24 protein-coding genes are annotated in these 21,910 nt (G+C 73.5%); 8 read left to right on the top strand and 16 right to left on the bottom strand.

Annotated elements, in window-relative coordinates:
* Window positions 1-16: 16 nt before the first annotated feature.
* A complete protein-coding gene (gene clpB / locus ACFPP6_RS23035) occupies window positions 17-2,677 on the bottom strand; it encodes an ATP-dependent chaperone ClpB (RefSeq protein ID WP_382045488.1) in 2,661 nt (886 codons plus the stop codon).
* A 234-nt stretch (window positions 2,678-2,911) separates the two neighbouring features.
* Here clpB and ACFPP6_RS23030 point away from each other — a divergent pair, with 234 nt between their 5' ends.
* A complete protein-coding gene (locus ACFPP6_RS23030; protein ID WP_382045486.1) occupies window positions 2,912-3,331 on the top strand; it encodes a pyridoxamine 5'-phosphate oxidase family protein in 420 nt (139 codons plus the stop codon).
* A gap of 66 nt (window positions 3,332-3,397) precedes the next feature.
* Complete coding sequence (locus tag ACFPP6_RS23025) at window positions 3,398-3,904, top strand: DUF2505 domain-containing protein (RefSeq protein ID WP_382045484.1); 507 nt, start codon at window positions 3,398-3,400, stop codon at window positions 3,902-3,904.
* 73 nt (window positions 3,905-3,977) lie between these two features.
* On the opposite strand, the gene ACFPP6_RS23020 is transcribed toward ACFPP6_RS23025, so the two are convergent.
* Complete coding sequence (locus tag ACFPP6_RS23020) at window positions 3,978-4,472, bottom strand: DUF1203 domain-containing protein (RefSeq protein WP_382045668.1); 495 nt, start codon at window positions 4,470-4,472, stop codon at window positions 3,978-3,980.
* A gap of 187 nt (window positions 4,473-4,659) precedes the next feature.
* On the opposite strand from ACFPP6_RS23020, the gene ACFPP6_RS23015 reads away from it, so the two are divergent.
* From ACFPP6_RS23015 to ACFPP6_RS23005, 3 genes are all read left to right on the top strand, one after another.
* The gene (locus ACFPP6_RS23015) at window positions 4,660-5,184 is read left to right on the top strand and encodes a PH domain-containing protein (RefSeq protein WP_382045481.1); all 525 of its coding nucleotides are present in this window, start codon (window positions 4,660-4,662) and stop codon (window positions 5,182-5,184) included.
* The gene (locus ACFPP6_RS23010; RefSeq protein WP_382045479.1) at window positions 5,181-5,558 is read left to right on the top strand and encodes a hypothetical protein; all 378 of its coding nucleotides are present in this window, start codon (window positions 5,181-5,183) and stop codon (window positions 5,556-5,558) included. The genes ACFPP6_RS23015 and ACFPP6_RS23010 overlap by 4 nt, the downstream gene beginning before the upstream one ends.
* 296 nt (window positions 5,559-5,854) lie before the next feature.
* Window positions 5,855-6,304 (top strand): hypothetical protein, encoded by a 450-nt coding sequence (locus ACFPP6_RS23005; protein ID WP_382045476.1) that lies wholly within the window; start codon window positions 5,855-5,857, stop codon window positions 6,302-6,304.
* A gap of 65 nt (window positions 6,305-6,369) precedes the next feature.
* Here the strand turns inward: ACFPP6_RS23005 and lxmJ are convergent, their stop codons facing one another.
* The 9 genes from lxmJ to lxmA form a co-directional block, all read right to left on the bottom strand.
* Window positions 6,370-7,383 carry a F420-dependent peptide dehydroalanine reductase LxmJ gene (gene lxmJ, locus ACFPP6_RS23000; RefSeq protein ID WP_382045473.1) on the bottom strand — a complete coding sequence of 338 codons (1,014 nt, stop codon included), beginning with the start codon at window positions 7,381-7,383 and terminating at the stop codon, window positions 6,370-6,372.
* Window positions 7,380-8,648, bottom strand: a complete 1,269-nt coding sequence (locus ACFPP6_RS22995) for a M16 family metallopeptidase (RefSeq protein ID WP_382045470.1) — start codon at window positions 8,646-8,648, stop codon at window positions 7,380-7,382. Before ACFPP6_RS22995 ends, lxmJ begins: the two co-directional genes overlap by 4 nt.
* 13 nt (window positions 8,649-8,661) lie before the next feature.
* Entirely contained in the window at window positions 8,662-9,963 is a 1,302-nt protein-coding gene (locus ACFPP6_RS22990; protein ID WP_382045467.1) for a M16 family metallopeptidase, read from the bottom strand.
* A gap of 65 nt (window positions 9,964-10,028) precedes the next feature.
* On the bottom strand, window positions 10,029-10,880 hold the full coding sequence (locus ACFPP6_RS22985; RefSeq protein WP_382045465.1) for a class I SAM-dependent methyltransferase: 852 nt from the start codon (window positions 10,878-10,880) through the stop codon (window positions 10,029-10,031).
* Between the two features lie 6 nt (window positions 10,881-10,886).
* A complete protein-coding gene (locus tag ACFPP6_RS22980; protein ID WP_382045462.1) occupies window positions 10,887-11,930 on the bottom strand; it encodes a T3SS effector HopA1 family protein in 1,044 nt (347 codons plus the stop codon).
* Window positions 11,927-13,159 (bottom strand): class V lanthionine synthetase subunit LxmK, encoded by a 1,233-nt coding sequence (gene lxmK / locus ACFPP6_RS22975; RefSeq protein ID WP_382045458.1) that lies wholly within the window; start codon window positions 13,157-13,159, stop codon window positions 11,927-11,929. Before lxmK ends, ACFPP6_RS22980 begins: the two co-directional genes overlap by 4 nt.
* Window positions 13,156-14,208: a hypothetical protein gene (locus ACFPP6_RS22970; RefSeq protein WP_382045456.1), complete on the bottom strand. Its 1,053-nt coding sequence runs from the start codon at window positions 14,206-14,208 to the stop codon at window positions 13,156-13,158. The genes lxmK and ACFPP6_RS22970 overlap by 4 nt, the downstream gene beginning before the upstream one ends.
* Complete coding sequence (gene lxmD, locus ACFPP6_RS22965) at window positions 14,205-14,840, bottom strand: peptide terminal cysteine decarboxylase LxmD (protein ID WP_382045454.1); 636 nt, start codon at window positions 14,838-14,840, stop codon at window positions 14,205-14,207. Before lxmD ends, ACFPP6_RS22970 begins: the two co-directional genes overlap by 4 nt.
* Window positions 14,841-14,952: 112 nt before the next feature.
* Window positions 14,953-15,168: a lexapeptide family class V lantibiotic gene (gene lxmA, locus ACFPP6_RS22960; protein WP_179084717.1), complete on the bottom strand. Its 216-nt coding sequence runs from the start codon at window positions 15,166-15,168 to the stop codon at window positions 14,953-14,955.
* A gap of 271 nt (window positions 15,169-15,439) precedes the next feature.
* On the opposite strand from lxmA, the gene ACFPP6_RS22955 reads away from it, so the two are divergent.
* Both ACFPP6_RS22955 and ACFPP6_RS22950 read left to right on the top strand, forming a co-directional pair.
* Window positions 15,440-17,197 carry an ABC transporter ATP-binding protein gene (locus ACFPP6_RS22955; RefSeq protein WP_382045451.1) on the top strand — a complete coding sequence of 586 codons (1,758 nt, stop codon included), beginning with the start codon at window positions 15,440-15,442 and terminating at the stop codon, window positions 17,195-17,197.
* Between the two features lie 55 nt (window positions 17,198-17,252).
* A complete protein-coding gene (locus ACFPP6_RS22950; RefSeq protein WP_382045448.1) occupies window positions 17,253-17,861 on the top strand; it encodes a hypothetical protein in 609 nt (202 codons plus the stop codon).
* Between the two features lie 72 nt (window positions 17,862-17,933).
* Here the strand turns inward: ACFPP6_RS22950 and ACFPP6_RS22945 are convergent, their stop codons facing one another.
* Window positions 17,934-18,200, bottom strand: coding sequence for a helix-turn-helix domain-containing protein (locus ACFPP6_RS22945; RefSeq protein ID WP_058047485.1), 267 nt, complete (start codon window positions 18,198-18,200; stop codon window positions 17,934-17,936).
* Window positions 18,201-18,453: 253 nt separating this feature from the next.
* On the opposite strand from ACFPP6_RS22945, the gene ACFPP6_RS22940 reads away from it, so the two are divergent.
* Window positions 18,454-19,452 (top strand): helix-turn-helix transcriptional regulator, encoded by a 999-nt coding sequence (locus ACFPP6_RS22940; protein ID WP_382045445.1) that lies wholly within the window; start codon window positions 18,454-18,456, stop codon window positions 19,450-19,452.
* A gap of 38 nt (window positions 19,453-19,490) precedes the next feature.
* Here ACFPP6_RS22940 and ACFPP6_RS22935 read toward each other — a convergent pair whose 3' ends face one another.
* The 4 genes from ACFPP6_RS22935 to dnaJ form a co-directional block, all read right to left on the bottom strand.
* Window positions 19,491-19,739, bottom strand: coding sequence for a hypothetical protein (locus tag ACFPP6_RS22935; RefSeq protein ID WP_382045442.1), 249 nt, complete (start codon window positions 19,737-19,739; stop codon window positions 19,491-19,493).
* 91 nt (window positions 19,740-19,830) lie between these two features.
* The gene (locus ACFPP6_RS22930; RefSeq protein WP_382045439.1) at window positions 19,831-20,064 is read right to left on the bottom strand and encodes a hypothetical protein; all 234 of its coding nucleotides are present in this window, start codon (window positions 20,062-20,064) and stop codon (window positions 19,831-19,833) included.
* A gap of 211 nt (window positions 20,065-20,275) precedes the next feature.
* On the bottom strand, window positions 20,276-20,725 hold the full coding sequence (locus ACFPP6_RS22925; RefSeq protein ID WP_382045436.1) for a heat shock protein transcriptional repressor HspR: 450 nt from the start codon (window positions 20,723-20,725) through the stop codon (window positions 20,276-20,278).
* Between the two features lie 4 nt (window positions 20,726-20,729).
* Complete coding sequence (dnaJ, locus tag ACFPP6_RS22920; protein ID WP_382045433.1) at window positions 20,730-21,899, bottom strand: molecular chaperone DnaJ; 1,170 nt, start codon at window positions 21,897-21,899, stop codon at window positions 20,730-20,732.
* Between the last annotated feature and the right edge of the window lie 11 nt (window positions 21,900-21,910).

Below are 21,910 nucleotides of genomic sequence, written 5' to 3'. Positions count from 1 at the left end.
CCCGCCCGAACGGATGTCACGGCGTCTTCTCGAGCTCCTCCGCCCCCACCGGGACCACCGTCAGCCCGTCACCGTCCGCGGCGACGCCGACCCGCACCGTGTCCCCGTCGCGGATCTCCCCGCCGAGGATGGCCTTGGCGAGCCGGTCGCCGATGGCCGTCTGGACCAGGCGGCGCAGCGGCCGGGCGCCGTAGGCGAGGTCGGGCGCGGCGCCGTCCGGGGCGGACGGGTCGTGGCCGAGGGTGGCGAGCCAGCGCATGGCCGCGGGCGTGACGTCGAGCGTGAGCCGGCGGTCGGCGAGGCGGCGCTGCAGGTGGCCGATCTGGAGGGCGGCGATGCGCTCCAGTTGCTCCACGCCGAGGGGGTGGAAGACCACCAGGTCGTCGAGGCGGTTGAGGAACTCGGGCCGGAAGGAGGCCCGCACGGTATCGAGGACCTTCTCCCGTTTCTGGTCCTCCTTGAGCAGGGGGTCCATCAGATAGGTGGAACCCAGGTTGGAGGTGAGGATGAGGATGGTGTTGCGGAAGTCGACGGTGCGGCCCTGGCCGTCGGTGAGGCGGCCGTCGTCGAGGACCTGCAGGAGGATGTCGAAGACCTCGTGGTGGGCCTTCTCGACCTCGTCCAGCAGGACGACGGAGTAGGGGCGGCGGCGCACGGCCTCCGTGAGCTGGCCGCCCTCCTCGTAGCCGACGTAGCCGGGGGGCGCGCCGACCAGACGGGCGACCGAGTGCTTCTCGCTGTACTCGCTCATGTCGATGCGGACCATGGCCCGCTCGTCGTCGAAGAGGAAGTCGGCGAGGGCCTTGGCCAGCTCGGTCTTGCCGACTCCGGTGGGGCCGAGGAAGAGGAACGAGCCGGTCGGCCGGTCGGGGTCGGCGATGCCGGCGCGCGAGCGGCGCACCGCGTCGGAGACGGCCTGGACGGCCTCGGTCTGGCCGATGAGCCGCTTGCCCAGCTCCTCCTCCATGCGCAGCAGCTTCTGCGTCTCGCCCTCCAGCAGGCGGCCGGCGGGGATGCCGGTCCAGGAGGCGACGACGTCGGCGATGTCGTCCGGGCCGACCTCCTCCTTGACCATGAGGTCCTTCGCGCCGGCCTCCTGCTCGGCCTCCGCCTCGGCCTTCGCCGCCGCCTCCAGCTCGCGCTCCAGGCCGGGGATCTCCCCGTAGAGCAGCTTGGAGGCGGTGTCGAAGTCGCCGTCGCGCTGGGCGCGCTCGGCCTGGCCGCGCAGCTCGTCCAGGCGCTCCTTGAGCTCGCCCACCCGGTTGAGGGACTGCTTCTCGCGCTCCCAGCGGGCGGTCAGGCCGCGCAGCTCCTCCTCCTTGTCGGCGAGGTCGCGGCGCAGCTTCTCCAGGCGCTGCTTGCTGGCCTCGTCCGACTCCTTGGACAGGGCGAGCTCCTCCATCTTCAGCCGGTCCACGGCGCGCTGGAGCTCGTCGATCTCGACGGGCGAGGAGTCGATCTCCATGCGCAGGCGGGAGGCGGCCTCGTCGACGAGGTCGATGGCCTTGTCGGGCAGGAAGCGGGAGGTGATGTAGCGGTCGGAGAGGGTGGCGGCGGCGACGAGGGCGGAGTCGGCGATCTGGACCTTGTGGTGGGCCTCGTAGCGGCCCTTCAGCCCGCGCAGGATCGCGATCGAGTCCTCGACGGAGGGCTCGGCCACCAGCACCTGCTGGAAGCGGCGCTCCAGGGCGGGGTCCTTCTCGATCCGCTCGCGGTACTCGTCCAGGGTCGTGGCGCCGACCATGCGCAGCTCGCCGCGGGCCAGCATGGGCTTGAGCATGTTGCCCGCGTCCATGGCGGAGTCGCCGCCGGCGCCGGCCCCCACGACGGTGTGCAGCTCGTCGATGAAGGTGATGATCTGGCCCTCGCTGGCCTTGATCTCGGCCAGGACGGTCTTCAGCCGCTCCTCGAACTCGCCGCGGTACTTCGCGCCCGCGACCATCGCGCCCAGGTCGAGGGAGACCAGGCGCTTGTTGCGCAGCGACTCGGGGACGTCGCCCTTCACTATCCGCTGCGCGAGGCCCTCGACGACGGCGGTCTTGCCGACGCCCGGCTCGCCGATGAGGACGGGATTGTTCTTGGTCCGCCGCGACAGGACCTGCACGACGCGCCGGATCTCGGTGTCCCGCCCGATGACGGGGTCGAGCCGGCCCTCGCGGGCCGCCGCGGTCAGATCCGCACCGAACTTCTCCAGGGCCTTGTACGTGCCCTCCGGATCGGCAGTGGTCACTCGCTGCCCGCCCCTCGCGGTCTCGAACGCGTCCAGCAGACGCCGTGCGGAGGCGCCCTGCTGTTCCAGCAGCTCGCCGGTGCGGCCGCCCTTGGCGGCGAGGCCGATCAGCAGGTGCTCGGTGGAAATGTAGGTGTCGCCCAGCTCGCGGGCGCGCTGCGACGCGTCGGCGATGACGGCGAGCAGCTCGCGGTCGGGCTGCGGCGGCGCGACGGTCGCACCCCGCACGCTCGGCTCCGCGGCCAGCTGCCGCTCGGCGCCCGACCGCAGCGCGGCGGCATCGGCCTCGACGGCGGCCAGCAGGTCCATGATGTTCTCGTTGTCCTGGCCCGCCAGCAGCGCCAGCAGCAGGTGCGCGGGCGTCATATCGGCATGCCCGGCCGACACGGCCCGCTCACTGGCCCCGCTCAGCGCCTCCCGGCTCCTGTTGGTCAGCTCGGCATCCACGACGGTGCGCTCCTCCTTCGTCTCGGTGGCCTGTCCCGGTGGCCTTGCCTCGGCAGCCGGCCATCCTGCCTAGGGCAACGTACGATAAGTTGAGCCTATTCCACTCAACCTTCACCGCGCCAGCGGCCCCCGGCACGGGCCACCCGAATCCGGCCGGGTGGGGGCCTTCGCGGGCCACTACCCATGGTCCGCCGGAGGGGAGCGACGCGCCGCTCCAGGACTACGCTTCCCCGCATGGCCCACGATCTGCGCAACCTCGACGCCGCCTATGTCGACTTCTGGCGGGAGCGGCACATCTGCACCCTCACCACCACGCGCCCCGACGGCAGCCCGCACCTCGTGCCCGTCGGCGTGACCTTCGACCACGAGGCCGGGATCGCGCGGGTGATCACCAACAAGAACAGCCGCAAGGTCGGCAACATCCTCGCCGCCGGGCCCGACGGCGCGCGGGTCGCGGTGTGCCAGATCGGCGAGCGGAAGTGGGCCACGCTGGAGGGGCGCGCGGTCGTCCGTACGGAGGCCGACGCCATCGCCGACGCCGTCAACCGCTACGCCGAGCGGTACGGGCGGATGCCCTCCCCCAACCCCGACCGCGTTCTCGTCGAGATCACCGTCACCAAGGCGCTGGGACTGGTGGGGCCCGGCGGTGCGTGACCGGGGAGGCCGGTGGCTTCGGTAGTGTCGCTGACACGGCCGGACAGTGGCACATACCGTGTCAACATGTCTCAGTTCACCGTGCAGTTGAGCGTCAACGGCGCGGCGTCCGAAGTCTGGGCCCTGCTCACGGACGACGCGTTCCTCGAAGACCTGTACCGGAACCGGCTGAACTACGTGAAATGGGCCGTCGACGAACGACACGACGCCCCCGAAGGGGACCTGATACGCACGGTCACCCTGATACCTCCCATGAACGCCCCCGCGCCGGTGCGGAAGCTCCTCGGCCCGGGCTTCTCGGAGACCGAGGACAGTCGCTACGACCGGCAGCGGCTCACCTGGACGTGGCGCAGGACCCCGTCGACCCTGGCCGACAAGATCAAGGAGGAGGGGCGGGTACGGGTCGAGGAAGCACCGGACGGCGGCAGCCGCGTCGTCGCGGAGACGACCATCGAGTGCAACGTCTTCGGCGTCGGCGGCATCATGGAGTCGACGGCCGAGAAGCACAGCCGCAATGACTGGCAGAAGCTCGGCGAAGCGCTCAACCGGCGTCTGGACAAGGGCAGGAGCTGAGCGCGGGCTTGTCCGGTGCCTCCCCTGCCGCTGAGGGCGGGGAGGCACCGGGGTGCCGCCGCTGTCCCCCGGTTCAGGGGCGCCGCACCTCGTACTGGAAGCACCCGTACTCCAGCGCCCGTACGTGCACCAGCGCCACCTCCGGATCGGCGAACGCCTCCTCGAAGGCCCGCTCGAAGCCGGGCTCGGCGTCCTCGGGGATCTCGAAGAGGCGGCCGCCGACGATGTGCCCCTCGGCGTTGTAGCGGCGGATCGTACGCAGCGCCCCCGGCCGCGCGAAGGGCTGGCGCGCGGCCTCCTGCGGACCTCCGCACTCCTCGGCGTGGATGAACACCGGCCCCGCCTCGTCGTAGGCCCCGGGCGCGGCGCCCGTCGCCGCGGCCCAGCGGCGCAGCGGCGCGTAGGAGACGAGCGCGACCCGCTCGCCCGGCTCGATGGGCCGCAGGCAGCAGCGCAGCGGGCTGCCCACGCACTCCGGGGGAACGCCGTCCTCGCGTGCGGTGTACGGCTGCAGCGGCCGCCCGGCGTCGTCGACGGCCCGGAGCTCGTCGAGTGCGGCGGCGGGGATGGGGAGGGGGTGAAAGCGGTCATGCGCCCAGCGTCCGCGGGCCGCGCCGGCGCTGCTGGCGGAATTCGGCCGCGGAGCTCACGGCGCGGCGTCAGGGGGCGTCAAGGAGCGTCAAGGGGCGTTAAAACGGCACAACTGACTGCATCTCCCGGGCGATCCCGCCCCGATCGCCGCATACGCTCCATACGTGGACGTCAACGAATACCGGATCGTCGTCAGCAAGGCCCAGTGGGTGGGGATGTCCCTCATGACCCTCTGCGGCGTCCTCTGCCTGCTCTGGGTGACCTTCGGCCTCGGCTGGGCGCACTATCTGGGCCACTGGGACGGCAGCGTCCGTCAGGGCAGCGTCGCCAACTACCCGAGCCCGGACCTCATGCTCGCCTTCGGGATCCTGATGCTCGGTCTCACCCCCTTCTCCGCCCTCGCCTTCATCTGGCGCACCTGGACCACACCGGACGGCATCCGCACCCGCGGCATCTTCCGCCGCCGCTTCATCCCCTGGCAGGACATCGCTTCCATCGACGTCACCAAGCACGGCGGCTACAGCCCGCACTCCTACTACCACCTGCAGGTCCGGCTCCACAGCGGCCGGCGACTGTGCCTCCCCGGCCTCCAGGACCGCTTCGAGGACACCCTCACCGCACCGCGCACCGAAATCGTCACCCGCTGGAAGGCCGCGCACCTCGCCGGCGACTGGCAGGAGGCCTCATGACCGCCCCCTTCCCCCGCACCGTCCGGGCCCTCGGCACGGAGCAGCTCCTGCTCCTGGAGGAGGAAGCCGCCGCGCTCCGCTTCAACCGGCGGCTCACCGTCGAGTGGGTACGCGAACACGCCGCGGCCTCGGCGACGCACTACCTGTTCCCCCTGTTCGTCCACGAGCTCCGGCACCGGCCCGAGGTGTCGCCCCAGTGGCGGTGCCACCTGCTGCTCACCGTCGTGACCGGGGAGGAGATCGTGAGCCTGCTCGACGTCCGGCCGGCGTCGTTCCAGGCCCTACCGGAGTCCCTGGACCCCGCGACCAAGACGGACGTCCGCCGCCGCATGCAAGGCGCCCGCACGCAGATCGCGTATGAGAGTGCGGAGTGAGCCCGGAGGGGTCGTCATGACCGTTCCGGGGTCGTCGGACTTGGGGCCGGAAATCCACCGGCCCGGGCCGTAGGACGGCGGATAAGTGGCCCGGGGTGGCGGCCGGCTTCCCGCCGGCCGCAAGCCGGCCCCGCCCCGGATCACGCCGCACTCGCAAATGTGATCGAGCGATCCGCGCCGTCGTCGACTTGGCGCTATCCGGACCTGTACGCCCGACGGGCGCACCGCGATGGTGGGACCGTTCGCCCTGACGTTGCGTCAGGTGTGCTCACACCGTGAGAGAGGAAGTCCCGCACATGCCTCTGATCCCGGTACGTCCTGGCATTTACAAGATCCACGCCCACATCATCGGCCCGACCTCTCTGGTGACGGCCACCGAGCACGCCCTCAAGCACGGCGCGCCCGTCATCACCGACCGCATGAACCCGCTCCCGATCGAGCAGGACTGGATCATCGAGCCCGTCGAGCCCATCCCCGGGTCGCCGTACGTGATCCACCTCGCCCATCACGAGGCGGCCGGCCTCGTGGTCCCGGAGGGGAAGCTCTACGTCAACTCCGTCCCGCGCGGCGAATGGGAGAAGTTCGTCTTCGAGCGGGTCATCGGCGGGGTCAAGATCCTGTCGGAGAAGCAGCAGCACGCCTGGCGCTCCGGCCACCGTGGTGCGCAGATCACGCTCGTCGAGCCGAAGCCGGAGTTCCAGGAGACCTTCACCCTGGAGTTCGTCAGCCCGCTCAACGAGGAGTAGGACGGATACGCGCGGGGCGGCCGGGCCTGTCCGCCCGGCCGCCCTGTCGCCCTGTCGCCCGTCGCTCACCCGCACGCCGCGATGATCTCTTCCATGTCCTCCACCGCCGCGTGGACGCCCTCCGTCAGCATCACGCCCGCCGGGTTCAGCATGATCTCGTCGACGCCGCTGCTGCGGTACTCGGCCAGGCGGGCCGCTATCTCCTGCGGGGTGCCGGTGACGACCACGGAGTGGTCCAGGAGGGCCGTGGCCGTCGCCGTTGCAAAGGCGTCCGCCGGGTCGGACGGGCCGATGGGGACGCCCGCGCGGCGGAGCATGTCGGCGTAGTGCGGGCCCTTGAGGTGTTCGCCGGCTCCGGCGAGGGCCGTGCGGCGCAGGTCGCGGCCGGGGCGGGCCACCGCGACGTGCACGGCCGTGGCGACGCGGGGGCGCGCCGGGCGGCCCGCGGCGTCGGCGCCCTCCTGCAGCGCCGGGACGAGGACGTCCCGTACGTACGCGGGCGGCGTCATCCAGGTGATCGCGACGTCGGCGACCTCCCCGGCCGTGCGGGCCATGCCCGGCCGCAGCACGCCCGCCCCGACCTCCACCGGCTCGTGGTCCAGCGGCAGCAACCGCGCGCCGAGGTGGTGGTACGGCCCGTCGTGGTCGACGGCCTCGCCGTCCAGCAGGGCCCGTACGGAGGTGAGGTAGTCACGGACGGCCGTGCGGGGGCTCTTGTACGGGCTGCCGGTCAGCGCGGCCACGAAGTCGGGGGTGCCGATGCCGAACCCGGCCACCACCGGCCGCCCGGTGAGCAGCGCCAGCGAACGGGCCTGGTGCGCCGCCTCGTAGGGGTGGCGCAGCGGCATCACGCCGACGCTCGTCCCGACGGAGACGTCGCCGTACCCGGCTCCGGCGAGGTACGCCAGCACCTGGTGCGGCTCGGCCTTGAAGGACTGGCACAGCCACAGGCGCCGGGCGCCGGAGCGCCGCACGAGCGCGGCGAAGGGGGCGACCAGCTCCGGGTGGTCCGGCTGGAGGGGGTAGAGGACCGCCGGGGGCGTGTTCCGGTCCGGGGCCGGGTCCGGGCTCGTGCTCACCGGGTCGTTCCTTCCTGGTCGTCGTCGATCGTGGCCGTCAGGGTGCGGGAAGGCTGCAGGAAGCCGGCCGCCGCTTCCGCCACTTGGGAACGGGTCACCGCGCCCAGCACCTCCGCGTACGCCGGCAGCCAGTCCACGTCCATGCCCCTCGCCGCGAACCCGGCGAGGGCGCTCGCCTCCTCGGCGCGCGTCGCGAGGGCGAAGCGGGTGAACCCGGCGGCGTAGCGGCGGACGCGCTCGGTCTCGCGGGGCGTGGGGCCGTCGTCGGCGAGTTCGCGCAGGACGTCCGTGACCTCGGCCGCCATGCGGTCCGCCGTGCCCGGCGCGCCCGCGCACTCGATCTCCAGCCAGCTGCCCGCCGCGTTCTCGCGGAGGTCGGCGGAGACGGCGTAGGCCAGCGCGTGCCGCTCGCGCAGCCGCTGCGTGAGCCGGGAGGAGGAGTGGCCGCCGAGGACGAGCCGGGCGAGGTGGAGCGCGGCGTGGCCGGGGTCGGTGGACGGCACGGCCGGGCCCGCCGTCAGGAGGAGGGCCTGTCCGACGCCGGGGTGGTGCAGGGCCAGCCGGCCGGGCGTGGGTTCCGCGCGCCGGAAGGGCGGCAGGGTCAGGCCGGACGGGCCGCCGGTCCACGGGCCGAGGTGCTCGGTGACCAGTTGCAGGACGTGGCCTGGGGCCGCGCCCGTCATCACCAGGAGCACCGATCCCGCCGGGACCACGGCGCGCCGGTGCAGGGCGTACAGCTCGTCCGTCGTCACCGGCGACGGGGGCGCGGGCTCGGCGGCCAGCGGGTGCGGGCCGAAGGCGTGGGTCAGGACGGCGCGGCGCAGGGCGGTGCGCGGGCCGGCCGGGCGCGGGGCCGGAGCGGCGGCCGGGCCGGCGGACGGGCCGGCGGACGGGCCGGCGGACGGGCCGGCGGACGGGGGCAGGTCGCGGTAGGCCGGGCGGACGAGGAGGTCTCCCAGGAGTTCCAGCGTCCCCTCCAGCCCTTCGGACAGCACGCTCGCCGACAGCAGCAGCTGCTCCACGGTGACGACCGTGGACAGTTCCGCGCCGAGGTCCGCCGTCCGGTCGGCGACGGCCTGCCGGTCGCGGGTCGCGCTGCCGGTGCCCAGGCGGGCGGCGAGGAGCTCGCGTACGGACGCCTCGCGCGGGTCCGTCAGGGCGTACGGGACGACGAGCCGGATCTCGGCCAGAGGCGCGCCGGGGGCCTCGACGACGACCACTTGCAGGCCGTTGCCGAGCACGGTGCGGGCCGAGGGCCGCTTCACTGGGTGCCTCCTGTCACTGGGTGTCTCCTACGAGTTCGGTCACGCCGTACGGTGCGGTGAGGAGCCTTCGGGCGGCGGCAGCCACGTCCGCCGGAGTCACGCGGGCCAGCTGCCCCGGCAGCGCGTCCGGACCGTTGTCTCCGGAGAACAGCAAGGCGGACCGGCCGTGGGCGACCGCCCGGGCCGTGAGGGAGTCCGCGGCGCGGTGGCAGTTCACCAGCAACGCGTTGACGGCGCGCCGGTGTTCGGCGTCGGAGGGAGGGGTGTCCGCCGTCTCCCGCAGAGCCTCCTGCCACGCGTCCGCCGCTTCACCGACGCCGGTTCCGGGCGACCGCCCCAGCAGGACCATGGCCAGGTCGGGCGCGGCCGTCGCGAGCCACTGCCCGTAGTAGCCGCAGTGGATGCTCGCAGCCGTGAGCCGGCGCCGGGCGTCCGCGCGTACGGCTCGGGCGAGCCGTCCACGCCCCATCAGCTCGGCCAGCACCACGTGCGCGAGGTAGGCGTGCCGCTCACGCACCGCGTCCGGGAGGGCGTAGGCGAGGGCGACGCCGGAGACGGCGTACGGGATGGCGCCCGCGGCCGCCGGTGCCGCGGTGGGTGTCACGCTCTTCCGGGCAGGCCCCGCAGGCGCCGTAGGCATCGCAGGCACCGCCCCGAACAGCTCTCCCACCCGCTCCGCGACCCGCGCGGCGTCCACGTCCCCCACGACCGTCAGCGCCATCGCCCCGGCCGTGTAGTGCGCGCGGTGGAAGGCGAGGGCCTCGGCGGCCGTGGCGTTGCGGAGTTCGGCGACCGTGCCGTAGGCGTCGCGGCTGCCGGGGTGGAGCGAGGCGTACGCGGTGTCCCACAGCCGGCCGCCGCCGACCGCGCCCCGGATCTCCTCGCCGATGATCTCCGTCTCGGTGCGGACGGCGGCGTCGGACGGGGCGAACTCCAGCAGGCGGCGCGCCTCGCCCTCCAGGATGCCGGGGAGGGCGTCCGCCGGGGCGACGGTGTGGAAGACGGTGTGGTCGCGGTGGGTCTCCGCGTTACACATGCCGCCTGCGCCCTCGACGCGGCCGACGTGGCCGTCCGGATCGCCGTCCGGACCGCCATCCGGACCGGCGTCCGTTCCCCGGGGGAACATCAGGTGCTCCACGAGATGGGCGGTGCCGTGGCGGCCCGCGGGATCGTGGTCGCCGCCCGCGGCGACGGTGAGGGCGACGGCGACGAGCCCGCGGCCGGGCCCGGGGTCGGGCTCGACGGTGAGGTGCAGGCCGTTGTCCAGCCGGCGGGTGAGGGCGGCGGGGCGCACAGCGGGCTGGCCCTCGACCACCCGGCCCCCGGCAGGCGTACCCTCAACCGCCCGGTCCACAGCGGGCAGGCCCTCGACCGCCCGGCTCACAGCGGCCGGTAGACGGAGACGACCATCTTCCGGCTGTCGCCGCCGTCGAAGGGCTGCTTCTGCCAGCCCGCGTAGCGGTCCGCGAGCTCCAGCCGGGCGAGGCCCGCCAGCAGGTCCAGCTCGCTGGGCCACAGGTACCGCATGACCGTGGTCGCGGACTTGGGCGCCTCCCCGTCGAGGAAGAGGGTGTTCTGCATCATCATGTTCTGCGAGGCGGGCAGCACGCCGACGGACTCGATCATGGCGCCGCGGGTGCCGATCGGGTACGTGTTCACCTCGTTCTTCTTCTGCACGTGATAGTCGCTCGGGTCGAACGTCTCGATCACCACGTGCCCGCCCGGCGCGGTGTGCCGGGCGACGGCGTGGATGAGGGCGATCTGCTCGGCCGGGGTGACGGCGCAGCACAGGGCGTTGAACGGGGCGAGCACGACGTCGAAGGTGCGGCCGAGGTCGAGCGTGGCGAAGTCGCCGAGCACGGGGGTGACGCGCCCCTCGGGGTCCTTCTCGGCGAGGCGGGCGAGCATGCCCTCGGAGGCGTCGACGCCGTGGACGGCGAAGCCCTTGCCGGCGAGCGGGAGCGCCACCCGGCCCGTGCCGACGCCGAGTTCGAGGACGCTCGCGCCGGGCCCGGTGAGGGTGAGCAGGAAGTCGCCGATGTCCTCCAGGTCGGGGGTGCCCGGGTAGATGTCGTCGTAGACCTCGGCGAGGGCGTCGCTGTAGGCGGCGGTGATGGCGACGGCGAAGCCGCTCATGCCGGCCTCTGCGTCGTCGACCACTGCGGCGTCGTCGACCACTGCGGCGTCATCGGTCACTGCGATGTCATCGATCACTGCGGTGTCGGTGGTCATGTCGGCTCAGCTCCCGGAGACGTGGTGGGCGGAGGAGGGCGAGGTCAGGTTGCGGTCGGGCCGCCACGGGTCGATGCCCGCCTCGAGGAAGGACCGCACGATGTGGTCCTCGCGGGTCCCGGCGGCCGCGTCCCGGCTCAGGGCGTGGTCGATGAGGGCGGTGGCCAGGGCGAAGGCCCGGTGCTGGCCGAAGCTCATGCCGTCCTGGCCGGGGCGCGGGTCCTCGGGGTCCCAGGACGCGGCCACGCCCGGTGCGAGCCGCTCGGTGAAGACGGAGGTCTCCGCGCCCTTCCCGGGGAGCGACGCCACGGCGCGGACGACGGCCTGCTCGCCGGGTACGTGGTCGCCGTGCAGGTAGACGACGATGCCGTCGCGGCGCGGGTAGTCCTGCGGGTCGGAGAGGACCTTGGCGTGGTAGCGGGCCTCCGCCCGCTCCAGGGCGGTCAGGGCGGCGCCCCACAGGACGACGGCGCCGTCCGCGTCGGCCGCGTGCAGGAAGATCCGGCGCACGGCGCCCGTGGGGCGGGGCAGCGCCCGCGAGCCCATGACGTAGAAGAAGCCGGGGGAGAGCGCGGGCCGGGCAGCTTCCAGGGAGAGTTCGACGGTCTGTCCCGGCTCGGGGGTGCCGGGGGTCAGCAGCCGGTCGGCGGGGACGCGGGCGGTGACCTCGGGGAGGCGGACGATCAGCTGGTCGCCGGAGGTGTCCCCCTCCGTGTCCCCGCGGAGGACCTCGATCAGCAGGCCGCGGGCGGGCGTGCGGTCGTGGGGGACGGCGGCGGCCAGGCGGCGCTCCAGGGCGGGGTCGCGCAGGCTCCGCCGCGGCGGCGTGTCCGTGTCGCGCGCCTTGCCGTCGCGGCCCGCGTGCAGCTCCTCGTAGAGCGCGTTGGTGAGGCGTCCTCGCAGGTCGCGCGGGCTGTCGGCGGAGAGGGTGCGCCCGGCGACGGTGGCCTGGCAGCCGTCGTCCCGGACCGAGACGGTCCCGAGGGCGGCGGCGAGCCCGGGGGTGAGGCCCCGCGCCGGGACGGTGGGGGTGTCGGTGGTGAGGGTCATCGGGGGCTCCCGGAGGGCTGGGTGAATCCGAGGGTGGCGACGGCGCCCGCCGGGTTGAGCAGCAGCGTCCGGCCGATGCCCGCGGCGGCGCGGGCGACCGGGTTGAGGGTCGCGTGCAGCTCGGCCGTGGCGAGCAGCCGGTCGAACATGTGCCAGCCCGCGAAGGCCGCGGCCCGCTCGGCGAGCCCGGGGTCGGGGGTGTGCTGTTCGAGGTAGCCCTGCCAGAAGGCGGTGATCCGGGGGGTGAAGCGGCGCAGGCTCGCCGCGCCGCGCTCGATGATCTCGGCGTGGTCGAGGCCGAACCCGGCGGCGGGGCCGTCCTGTCCGGCGCCCGGGGCGAACACCTGGTAGGTGGCGTGGAAGAGCCACTCGCCGGCGAAGGCGCCGACGTCGCGGGCCGGGTCGGCGAGCCGGAACTCCTCCCAGTCGCAGAGGTAGAGCGTTCCGTCGTGCCGCAGGAACTGGTCGAAGCGCAGGTCGCAGTGGGTGGGGGCGTGCGGGGCGGAGCGTTCGGCGGCGCGCAGGGCGTGCAGCGCGGCGATGACCTCGGCGTCGTCCTGCACCAGCCGCCAGGCGGCGATCTGGCCCATGCTGCGCTCCTGCACGGCGTACCACGGCAGGGCTTCCAGCCAGGGCATGGGCGGGAGCGGCGCCTCCTCGGTGTCGATGGCGGGGGCGTCCGCATCCCCGTCGGCCGCGGCTTCGGGCGTGGCGGGGACGGCGGGGACGGCGGGGAGCGCGTGCAGTGCCCCCACGGCCCGCCCCGCCTCGCGGCAGAGCTCCTCGTCGAACTCGTCGTCGAGGGCGAGCTCGGAGCCCGAGCGGGCGCCGGGCAGCAGCCGGTAGACGCCGACGGCGGCCGTACGGTCCGAGCCGAGGTGGCCGGGCGTGCGCAGCGGCGAGCCGGCCGGCAGGCGCCGGGCGAGGCCTTCGAAGGCCAGGGCGCGCTCCAGCTGGGGGCTCCCGCCCTCGGGGGTACGGGCCACGGTCTTCACGAACACCTGGTGTCCGCCGCTGGTGCGGCCGGCCCAGTTGTCGTTGCGGCCGCCGAAGGAGGCGAGGCCCTCGGTGGCGAGGCTGCCGAGGCCGAGCCGTTCGAGCAGGGCGTTCACCTCGGGGGACGCGTCGAGGTCGGTGGGCTGGAACCGCTGCAGCGTGGGCTGTTCGGCCGTGTCGGACGTGGTGGCCGTGTCGGACGTGGTGGCCGTAGCGGACGTGGTGGTGGTCATGACGTTCCTCCGGGGACCGCCCGGCGGCCCTCCTCATCGATCAGCTCGGCAGTGAAGGCGATGTAGTCGTGCAGTTCGTCGCTCCAGTCGCAGTAGGAGGCGAAGTCCTGCATGTGGGTGACGACGCGCAGAACGGCGGCGCGGGCGACGGCCGCCGGGTCCGGGCCATCCGGGCCATCCGGGCCATCCGGGCCGCCCAAACCGCCCAAACCGTCCAGGCCGCCCGAGCCGCCCAGGCCGTAGCCGGCCAGCAGCACCTGCCGCAGGTCGGGCCCGCCAGGGATGTCCGACGGACCAGGGGTGTCCGACGCACCGGCGGGGGCCCCTGACGGACCCGGCGCCCCGTACCGCCCCGCGGACCAGGCGAGTTCGGCGAGGTCGCCGAGCAGCCAGCCGAGGTCGAGCGCGGGGCTCGCGGCGGCGAGGTCCTCCCCGGTGAGCAGCGCGGTCCGGCCCCGGTGCAGGGGCGGTATGAGCGCTCCGAGGGAGGCCCCGCCGTGGATCAGCGAGGGGACCGGCGGCGCGACCGCCTCCTCCCACCACGCGCGGACCCGCTCCATCCGGGCGGAGCCCCACGCGGCGAGGGTCTCCTCGCGCAGCCGCGCGGCGCCGGGCAGGAGCCCGTCCGCGCCGTCGGCCCACGCGCGCATCCGCCGCAGGGCCTCCGGCGGTCCCGGCGGGAGGCCGGGCGGCAGGGGCGTGCCGTGCAGCGCGCGCAGGGAACGGCCCGCGGCGGCGAGGGCGTGCGCCGCCAACTGCCGGGCGCCCGGGCGCGGGTCGGCCAGCCACGTGACCGCGGAGACCGCACCCCGCGCACGGTGGAGCAGGCCGTCACCGAAGGGGACGGGGGTGACGAGCAGCGCGGCGCCGGGCAGGCCGGACAGGTCGGGTACGGCCGTCGCCGCGGGTGCGGCGAGCGGGCCGGGGCGCAGCGCGCCCGGCCGGTGCCACCACACGAAGCCGCCGTGCGCCGAGCGGTGCACACGGGTGTGCTGGAGGCCGGTGACGTATTCGCCCACGAGCTCGCGGGCGTCGTCCGGAGGGGTCACGGCTGCGGCTCCGTCTGCCCCTGCGGCTCCTGCTCCCGTTCCCGCTCCCGTTCCCGCTGCTCCGACTTCGCCTTGTACGCGGCGCAGAGCCTGAACAGCTCCGGCATGGGCGCCGCGCCCCCGTCGTCCCGCTCGCCCGTGGTGGCGCTCTCCGCGGGGACGGTCGGGGCGACGACGACGCCGGGGCGGGCGCGCAGCGCCGCCAGATGGCCCTGGACCACCGGGCTGTGCTGAGCGGCCGGCGGGAGCGCGGGGGCCACTCCCACCACGGCCCGGGTGGTCTGGAGGGCCAGCAGCACGGGGGTGTCGGCGAGCCCCAGCGCGTACCGGCTCAGGAAGTGCACCGTGGCGGGGTGCACGAGGACGAGGTCGGCCCAGGCGGCGAGTTCGACGTGCGGCGCCTTGCCGGGCGGTGCGCTGTCCCAGTCGTCGGTGAAGACCTCCTGGCGGGACAGGGCCGCAATGGCGTCGGGCGAGACGAAGCGGCGGGCGGAGCGGGTCAGTACGACCCGTTTCTCCAGCGCCGGAAAGGAATCCTGCAGCCAGTTGATCCAGAAGGGCAGGAAGGAGACGCTGAGCGCTCCCGTGCCCACCACGAGGACGCGCCGGAATCCGGCGTCGGGAATTTCCATGGCACGGCCTCCTTCGGTAGGCCTAGAGGCGAAACGACGTTCCGGGGGCCGGGGCCGGGGGCCGGCCGGTGCGGTGCACGCGGCCGGCCGGCCCCCGCGGCTCACGGAGTGATCAGCACTTGCTCTCGATCGTGCGGGCGGTGAAGGAACCGATCGCCGCGGCGCACTGCTGCGAGGAGCGGGCGGTGATCAGGCCGGCGCGGATCGCCCACGGGATGGTGGGGCTGAACGCGGGGGCGGCGTCCTTGCCGTCGTACAGGCCCAGCTCCTCGGCGGAGGTGTAGGCGGTGTAGCCGTCGAACAGGTCCTTCTCGGTGACGTTCTGCATGATGAATGTCTCCACATTCTCAAGGTGGTTTCCGGGAGCGGGAGTTGGTGCCTTCCGACCCGGTGTCCGCTGCGGACAGGTAGATATTCACCCGGGTCGGCGAACCCCCGCTATTGCCACTAGCGGCCATGCCGCAAAAGGCATTGCCCGACCCGGCATTGCCCGACGCGGCATCGCCCCCAACGGCATTGCCCCGCAAGGCATTGCCGCACCCGGCAATGCCGCAACCGCCAATTTCGCGCGCCCGCGTAAGAGAGCTAGAACTACGAGGGTGAAATCACCTGAAGCGCACGACACCACGACCGCCCCGCGGCCTCCGCTGCGGGCCCTGCTCGCGTACGCGCGCCCGCACCGCCGCGTCCTCGCGCTGGTGCTGCTGCTGACTTTGGGGGGCAGTGCCGCCGGGCTCGCCCAGCCCATGGTCATCGAGGACGCGCTGACCGCGCTCATGACCGGCGGCAGCCTGCGCAACACCCTGCTGCTGCTGTTCGGGCTGCTCGCCGTCTCGATCGGGCTCACCTGGGCCCAGTCCTGGCTGAGCGAGCGGACGGCGGAGCGGGTGGTCCTGCACGTACGCCGCGGCCTGATCACCCGTCTGATCCGGCTGCGCACCGCCGAGCTGGACCGCGTGGAGCCCGGCGGCCTGACGACCCGCGTCACCTCCGACAGCACGCTGGTGCAGCACGCCGCGACCAACGGGCTGATCCAGCTCGTGGACGGCGGCATCCACCTGCTGGCCACCATCGTCCTGATGGGCATCACCAGCCTGCCGCTGCTCGGCATCACCTCGGGCGTGCTCATCGTGGCGGGCGCCGCCGTGGGCGTGGTCATGCCGCGGATCCGCCGGGTGACCACACGCTCCCAGGAGTCGGTGGGCGACATCGGCGCCGCCCTCGACCGCGCCCTGGGCGCCGCCCGCACCGTGAAGGCCAACGGCGGGGAGGCGACGGAGACCGCGCGTGCCGTGGCCGCCGCCGAGGACGCCTACCGCGCCGGCCTGGTCGGCGCCCGCTACCAGGCCATCATCGCGGTGCTCACCGGCATGGTCGTCCAGGCCTCCTTCCTGGCCGTGATCGGCTTCGGCGGCGCCCTGGTCGCCACCGGGACGCTCGACCTGGCCGCGCTGATCGCCTTCCTGCTCTACCTGTTCAACCTCGGCGGGCCGATCCTCTCCCTCGTCGGCGGCACCACCTCGCTGCAGCAGGGCCTCGGCGCCCTGGCCCGCATCGAGGAGGTCGCGCAGATGGAGACCGAGGACGACGTCGACACCGTGCCGGCCCGCCCCACGGGCCCGCCGCCCCGCGTCGTCCTCGACGGCGTCACCTTCGCCTACCCGGGCCGGACGCCCGTCCTGGACGGCGTCGGCTTCACCGCCCCGGCCGGCAAGGTCACCGCCGTCATAGGCCCCTCGGGCACCGGCAAGACCACGGTGTTCTCGCTGCTCCAGCGCTTCTACGACGTGGACGGCGGCCGGATCCTGCTCGGCGACACCGACATCGCCACGCTCAGCCGGGCCGAGGTGCGCCGCCGCATCGCCTACGTCGAGCAGGACGCGCCCATGCTCGCCGGCACGATCCGCGAGAACCTGCTGTACGCGGCGCCCGACGCCACGGAGGAGCAGATCGCGGAGGTCCTGCGGCAGACCCTGCTCGACACGTACGTGGCGGGGCTGCCCGACGGGCTGGACACCGCCGTCGGCACCCGCGGCACCGCCCTCTCCGGCGGGCAGCGGCAGCGGCTGGCCATCGCCCGCGCCCTGCTGCGCCGCCCGCAGGTGCTGCTGCTCGACGAGGTCACCGCGCACCTCGACGGGCTGAGCGAGACGGCGCTGCGGCAGACCGTGGAGAAGGCCGCGGAGCACTGCACGGTGCTGCTCATCGCGCACCGGCTCTCCACGGTCACGTCCGCGGACCGGCTCGTCCTTCTGGAGGGCGGCCGGGTGCGTGACCATGGACGGCACGAGGAACTACTTGACCGGGACGAGCTCTACCGGGACCTGGCCGCCACTCAGCTCGCCGTCTCGCACTGACCCGTACCGCCCGCACGACCGTCAGTACTGACCACACTGAAGGAGTACCCCCCACATGACGCACGCGACCGGCGGCGAGCCCGCCGCCTCCGAGGACGAGGCCCTCGCCAAGGCCGTGGTCCTCACCAAGGACGAGGCGCCCGTCGAGGACGAGGCTCCCACCGGCCCCGTCCAGGACGACCTCTTCGGCGAGATCACCGTGCTGCTGAACGACGAGGAGGGCTGGGTGGAGGTCCTGGGCGACGCCATACCCCCGGCCGCGCTGGACCGCGCCGCCGAGGCGGAGACCGACGCCCACGTCCCCATCGGCACCCGCAAGGGCGAGCACCTGACCATGACCGTCGACGGCGACGCCGTCCGTCTCGCGCCGGGCAAGGGCAAGCTGTCGCGCCGCTCCTACGCCGTGGACGTCACGCGCGACGGCATCACGTACCGCCTGGTCCCGGACTCGATCGCCGGCAGCCGGCTGCTGAAGGACGGGAAGCACATCGGCGACTTCTCCTCCGACGGCGACGGCCGGGTGCTGGCCGAGTGGAAGGAGGGGGCGGACGTCTCCCCCGCCGACGCCTCCGTCGGCTACGCGCTCGCCGCGGCGTTCGGCACCGGCGGACAGCCGATGTGGATGATGGCCATCGAGGCCGCCGCCGAACTGATCCCGGGGTGAGCGCCACGCCCGGACCGTCACGAAGGCCCCGCCGGAGAGTCTCCGACGGGGCCTGTCTGTCCCGGTGTCGAGCTACGCAGCCACCCTGCCGCCCGTGCTGCACAGGCTCCTGATGTCCTCCGCGTAGACGTGCGACACGATCGCCGCCTCGAACCTGGACCGCAGGTCGAGCTTGCGCACGATGTTCGCGGTGTGGGCCCGTACGGTCCGCTCCGCAATCCCCAGCCGCCGTGCGAGGCGCCTGTTCTGTTCCCCCGAGGCCAGCAGGAGCAGGACCTCCACCTCGCGGTCCGTGAGCGTGGTGAAGTCGTGCTGTCCCTCGGCAATCGCTGATCTCATCCGGATTCCCCTCGTCGGTCTCAGCCTTCCGGCACGCTCCAGCCTGCCAAGGCGACACGGGCCCGGACCCGGTCTTCGGAGGCAGCTTCCTGCAACCCCCGCTACAGCTTGCTGCGTCGTCACGGAGGGAATCGTCGTGGCCAGCGGCTTTACCGTTGCATTACGCTTTGGGCGATGTACCGGCGGTTACGCACCACCGCGCTCGCGACTGACCACGCGGGCCGACCGCCGGCCAATCGCACACGGGGGAACCATGAGCAAGTCAGGCATGGGCATGGGCCTGTTGGGGCTCAGCACGGCAGAAGAGGGTATATACCGGCACTTTCTGCGTAATCCCGGCACTGCTGCCGAGGACATCCATCTGAGGATCCACGCACCGAAGGACACCGTCCGCACCGCCCTGGACCGGCTGCACGGGCTCGGCCTGCTGCGCCGCGCCGGCGACGGGGCCGTCACCCCGGCCGACCCGGAGGTCGCCGTGGACCGCCTCACCGATCTGCGGCTCCGCGAGCTCCACCACGAGCTGCAACAGGTCACCCAGGCCCGCCATCTGGTCGCGGAGCTGCGCGTGGAGCAGGGGCTGCGCACCCCCGCCCCCAAGGGCGTCGAGCGCATGGAGGACCTGTCCCAGATCCGCAACCGCATCGACGACCTGGCCTTCTTCGCCCGCGAGGAGATCCTGTCCGTCGAGCCCCACACCGCGCTCACCCAGGAGAACATCGACCACGCCCGGCCGCTCGACACGCGCTGCCTGCGCCGCGGCGTACGGATCCGCAACGTCGTGCTCAAGGAGGCGCTCGACCACCCGCCGACCGTCGCCTACCTGCGCGAACTCACCGCGCAGGGCGCCCGGATCCGCGTCGCCTGCGACATCTCCGAGCGGATCCTCGTCTACGACCGGCACACCGCGCTGGTGCCCGCCGACCCCGACGACACCTCGCGCGGCGCCCTGATCGCCCAGGAGACGGGCCTGGTCGCCAACATCCTGGCGCTGTTCGAGAAGATCTGGGACCAGGCCACCGACCTCGCCGCGCTGATCGAGGAACCGGCCGAAGGGGCCGCCGGGCTCTCCGCCGTGGAACAGCGGGTCCTGGAGTCGATGTGCCGCGTCGGCAAGGACGAGATCGGCGCCCGTGACCTGGGCATCTCCGTCCGCACCTACCGCCGCCACGTCGCGGACCTGCTGCGCGTCCTCGACGCCTCCAGCCGGGCGCACGCAGCGCTGCTGGCGCGGGAGCGCGGCTGGATCTAGCGGCGCGGATCCGGGGCCCGGGTCCGGCGGGCCCGGTTCTAGCGGACCGCCCGCCACCCCCGCAGCCCGCCGGCGTCGAGCACACCGGTCAGCCACTGCGCCACGGCGCCGGGGCCTGCGCCGGCGGCGGGCCGCACCCTCAGCAGGATCCCGTCCTCCTGAAGCCGCCAGTCGCAGTCCCAGCCCGCGGGCAGCGCTCCCACGAGCCTGATCACGGCCGTCTCCGGGGGCGCGGCGGTGGGTGCCGCGCGCGCCACCACCGCTTCCGTGAATTCCGTCCTCGCCACGCCATCTCCTCCGATTCGCTTCTCATTTGCGTACACGGCGAAGCCCCGGCCTGCCGCATTGCAGACCGGGGCTCCGAAGCCGACTTCCTTGTCACTGCCACCCGTTGACACGATGACAGACCGGCAGACGGTCGACGACCTTGGCCGGTATCCCGCACAGGCCCTGCAGGCCCTGCAAACCGTGCAGACCCTGCAGACCGTGGACCGCCCGCACGTCCGCCGGAGCGGACGCGGCAGCCGCCGTGCCCGGCAGCGCGAAGACCATCAGGGACACCCCGGGAACGAGGACTGCAGCGGCCTTCTTGGCGAGATTTCCGGTCTTCACGTTTCCCCCAACGTCGTTGTTCCGTGGGGAAGACTCTGCCAGCGGAGCCGGAGCGTCCGGTGGGGAAAAGCTGTCAGGTTGCTGCAGGGGACACACAGCTTTATGCCAGCGCCCGGCATGCGAAAGGGCCGGGTGAGCGACGTGCTCACCCGGCCCTTTCGTACGGCGTTCCCTGCTGCGTTCCCAGCCGGTTTCCCCGCTGCGTGCGCCCCTACTGGTCGCGCTTCGGGCGCCACACCACCAGCGCGCTCGTCTGCTGGACGTCCTGGTACGGGACCAGGTCGCGGCGGTACGAGGCGTGGACCGCGGCCTCCGCCTGCTGCCGGGCCACGGCGGCCCCCTCGACGACGCCCTGCAGCTCGGCGACGCGCGCCTTGAGCGCGGCCACCTGGTTCTCCAGCTCGATGATGCGCTTGATGCCGGCGAGGTTGATGCCCTCGTCCTGGCTCAGCTGCTGCACCTGCCGCAGCTGTTCGATGTCCCGCGCGGAGTAGCGCCGGCCGCGCCCCGCGGCGCGGTCGGGTGAGACCAGGCCGAGCCGGTCGTACTGCCGGAGGGTCTGCGGGTGCAGGCCCGACAGTTGCGCGGCGACCGAGATGACGTAGACCGGCGACTCGTCGGTCAGCTCGTACGGATTGCGCCGTCGGCCGGTCCCATCCATGGGGTCACGCTCCCTTCGCGGCCTGGAAGAGCTCTGCCCGCGGATCCTGGTCCGCGGTGGCCTCACGGTAGGTCTGCAGGGCTTCCCGGGCCTTGTCGCCGAGATCCTTGGGCACGGTCACCTCCACTGTGACCAGCAGGTCGCCGCGGGTGCCGTCCTTGCGCACCGCGCCCTTGCCCCGGGCGCGCATGGTGCGGCCGTTGGGCGTGCCGGGCGGCAGCTTGAGGGTGACCGGGGGGCCGCCGAGGGTGGGCACCTTGATCTCGCCGCCGAGGACCGCCTCCGGGAAGGTGACGGGCACGGTGACGGTGAGGTTGTCGTCCTTGCGGCCGAAGACGGGGTGGGCGCCGACGTGCACGACGACGTAGAGGTCGCCGTTGGGCCCGCCGCGCTCGCCCGGGGCACCCTTGCCGCGCAGCCGGATCCGCTGGCCGTCGGAGACTCCGGCGGGGATGCGGACCTGCATGGTGCGGGAGGACTTGGCGCGACCGCTGCCGTGGCAGACGTCGCAGGGGTTCTCCGGGATGAGGCCGCGGCCCTTGCAGTCGGGGCACGGGTCGGTCATGGAGAAGCCGCCGCCGGAGCCGTGCGACACCTGGCCGGTGCCGACGCAGGTCGGGCAGACGCGAGGCGTACCGTTTTTGTCGCCGGTGCCGGAGCAGGCCTTGCAGGCGGCCGAGGAGGACATGCGCAGGGGCACGGTGGCCCCGTCGACCGCCTCGGTGAAGTTCAGGGACACCTCGGACTCGATGTCCTGGCCGCGGCGCGGCTGGGTGCGCGTGCCGCCGCGGTTGAACAGGCCGCCGAAGACGTCGCCGAGGCCGCCGCCGAAGCCGCCGGTGCCGCCGCCGCCCTGGGCGCCTCCGAAGAGGTCGCCCAGGTCGAAGTTGAAGGAGCCGCCGCCCGCGCCGCCCGGCCCCGGGCGGAAGCCGCCGTTGGCGAAGAGGGCGCGGGCGTCGTCGTACTCCTTGCGCCGCTTGGGGTCGGCCAGGACGTCGTTCGCCTCGGAGATCTCCTTGAAGCGCTCCTCGGCCTTGGCGTCGCCCTTGTTGGCGTCCGGGTGGTACTCGCGGGCGAGCTTCCGGTACGCCTTCTTGATCTCGGCCTCGGTGGCGTCCTTGGGCACACCGAGGACCTTGTAGTAGTCCTTCTCCAGGAAGTCCTTCGTGCTCATCCTCGGTGTCC

This window comes from Streptomyces aureoversilis (assembly GCF_042657885.1).
GTDB classification, from domain to species: Bacteria; Actinomycetota; Actinomycetes; order Streptomycetales; family Streptomycetaceae; genus Streptomyces; species Streptomyces aureoversilis.
Note: the sequence above shows the minus strand (reverse complement) of the source record. Positions and strands in the feature narration are given on the sequence as shown.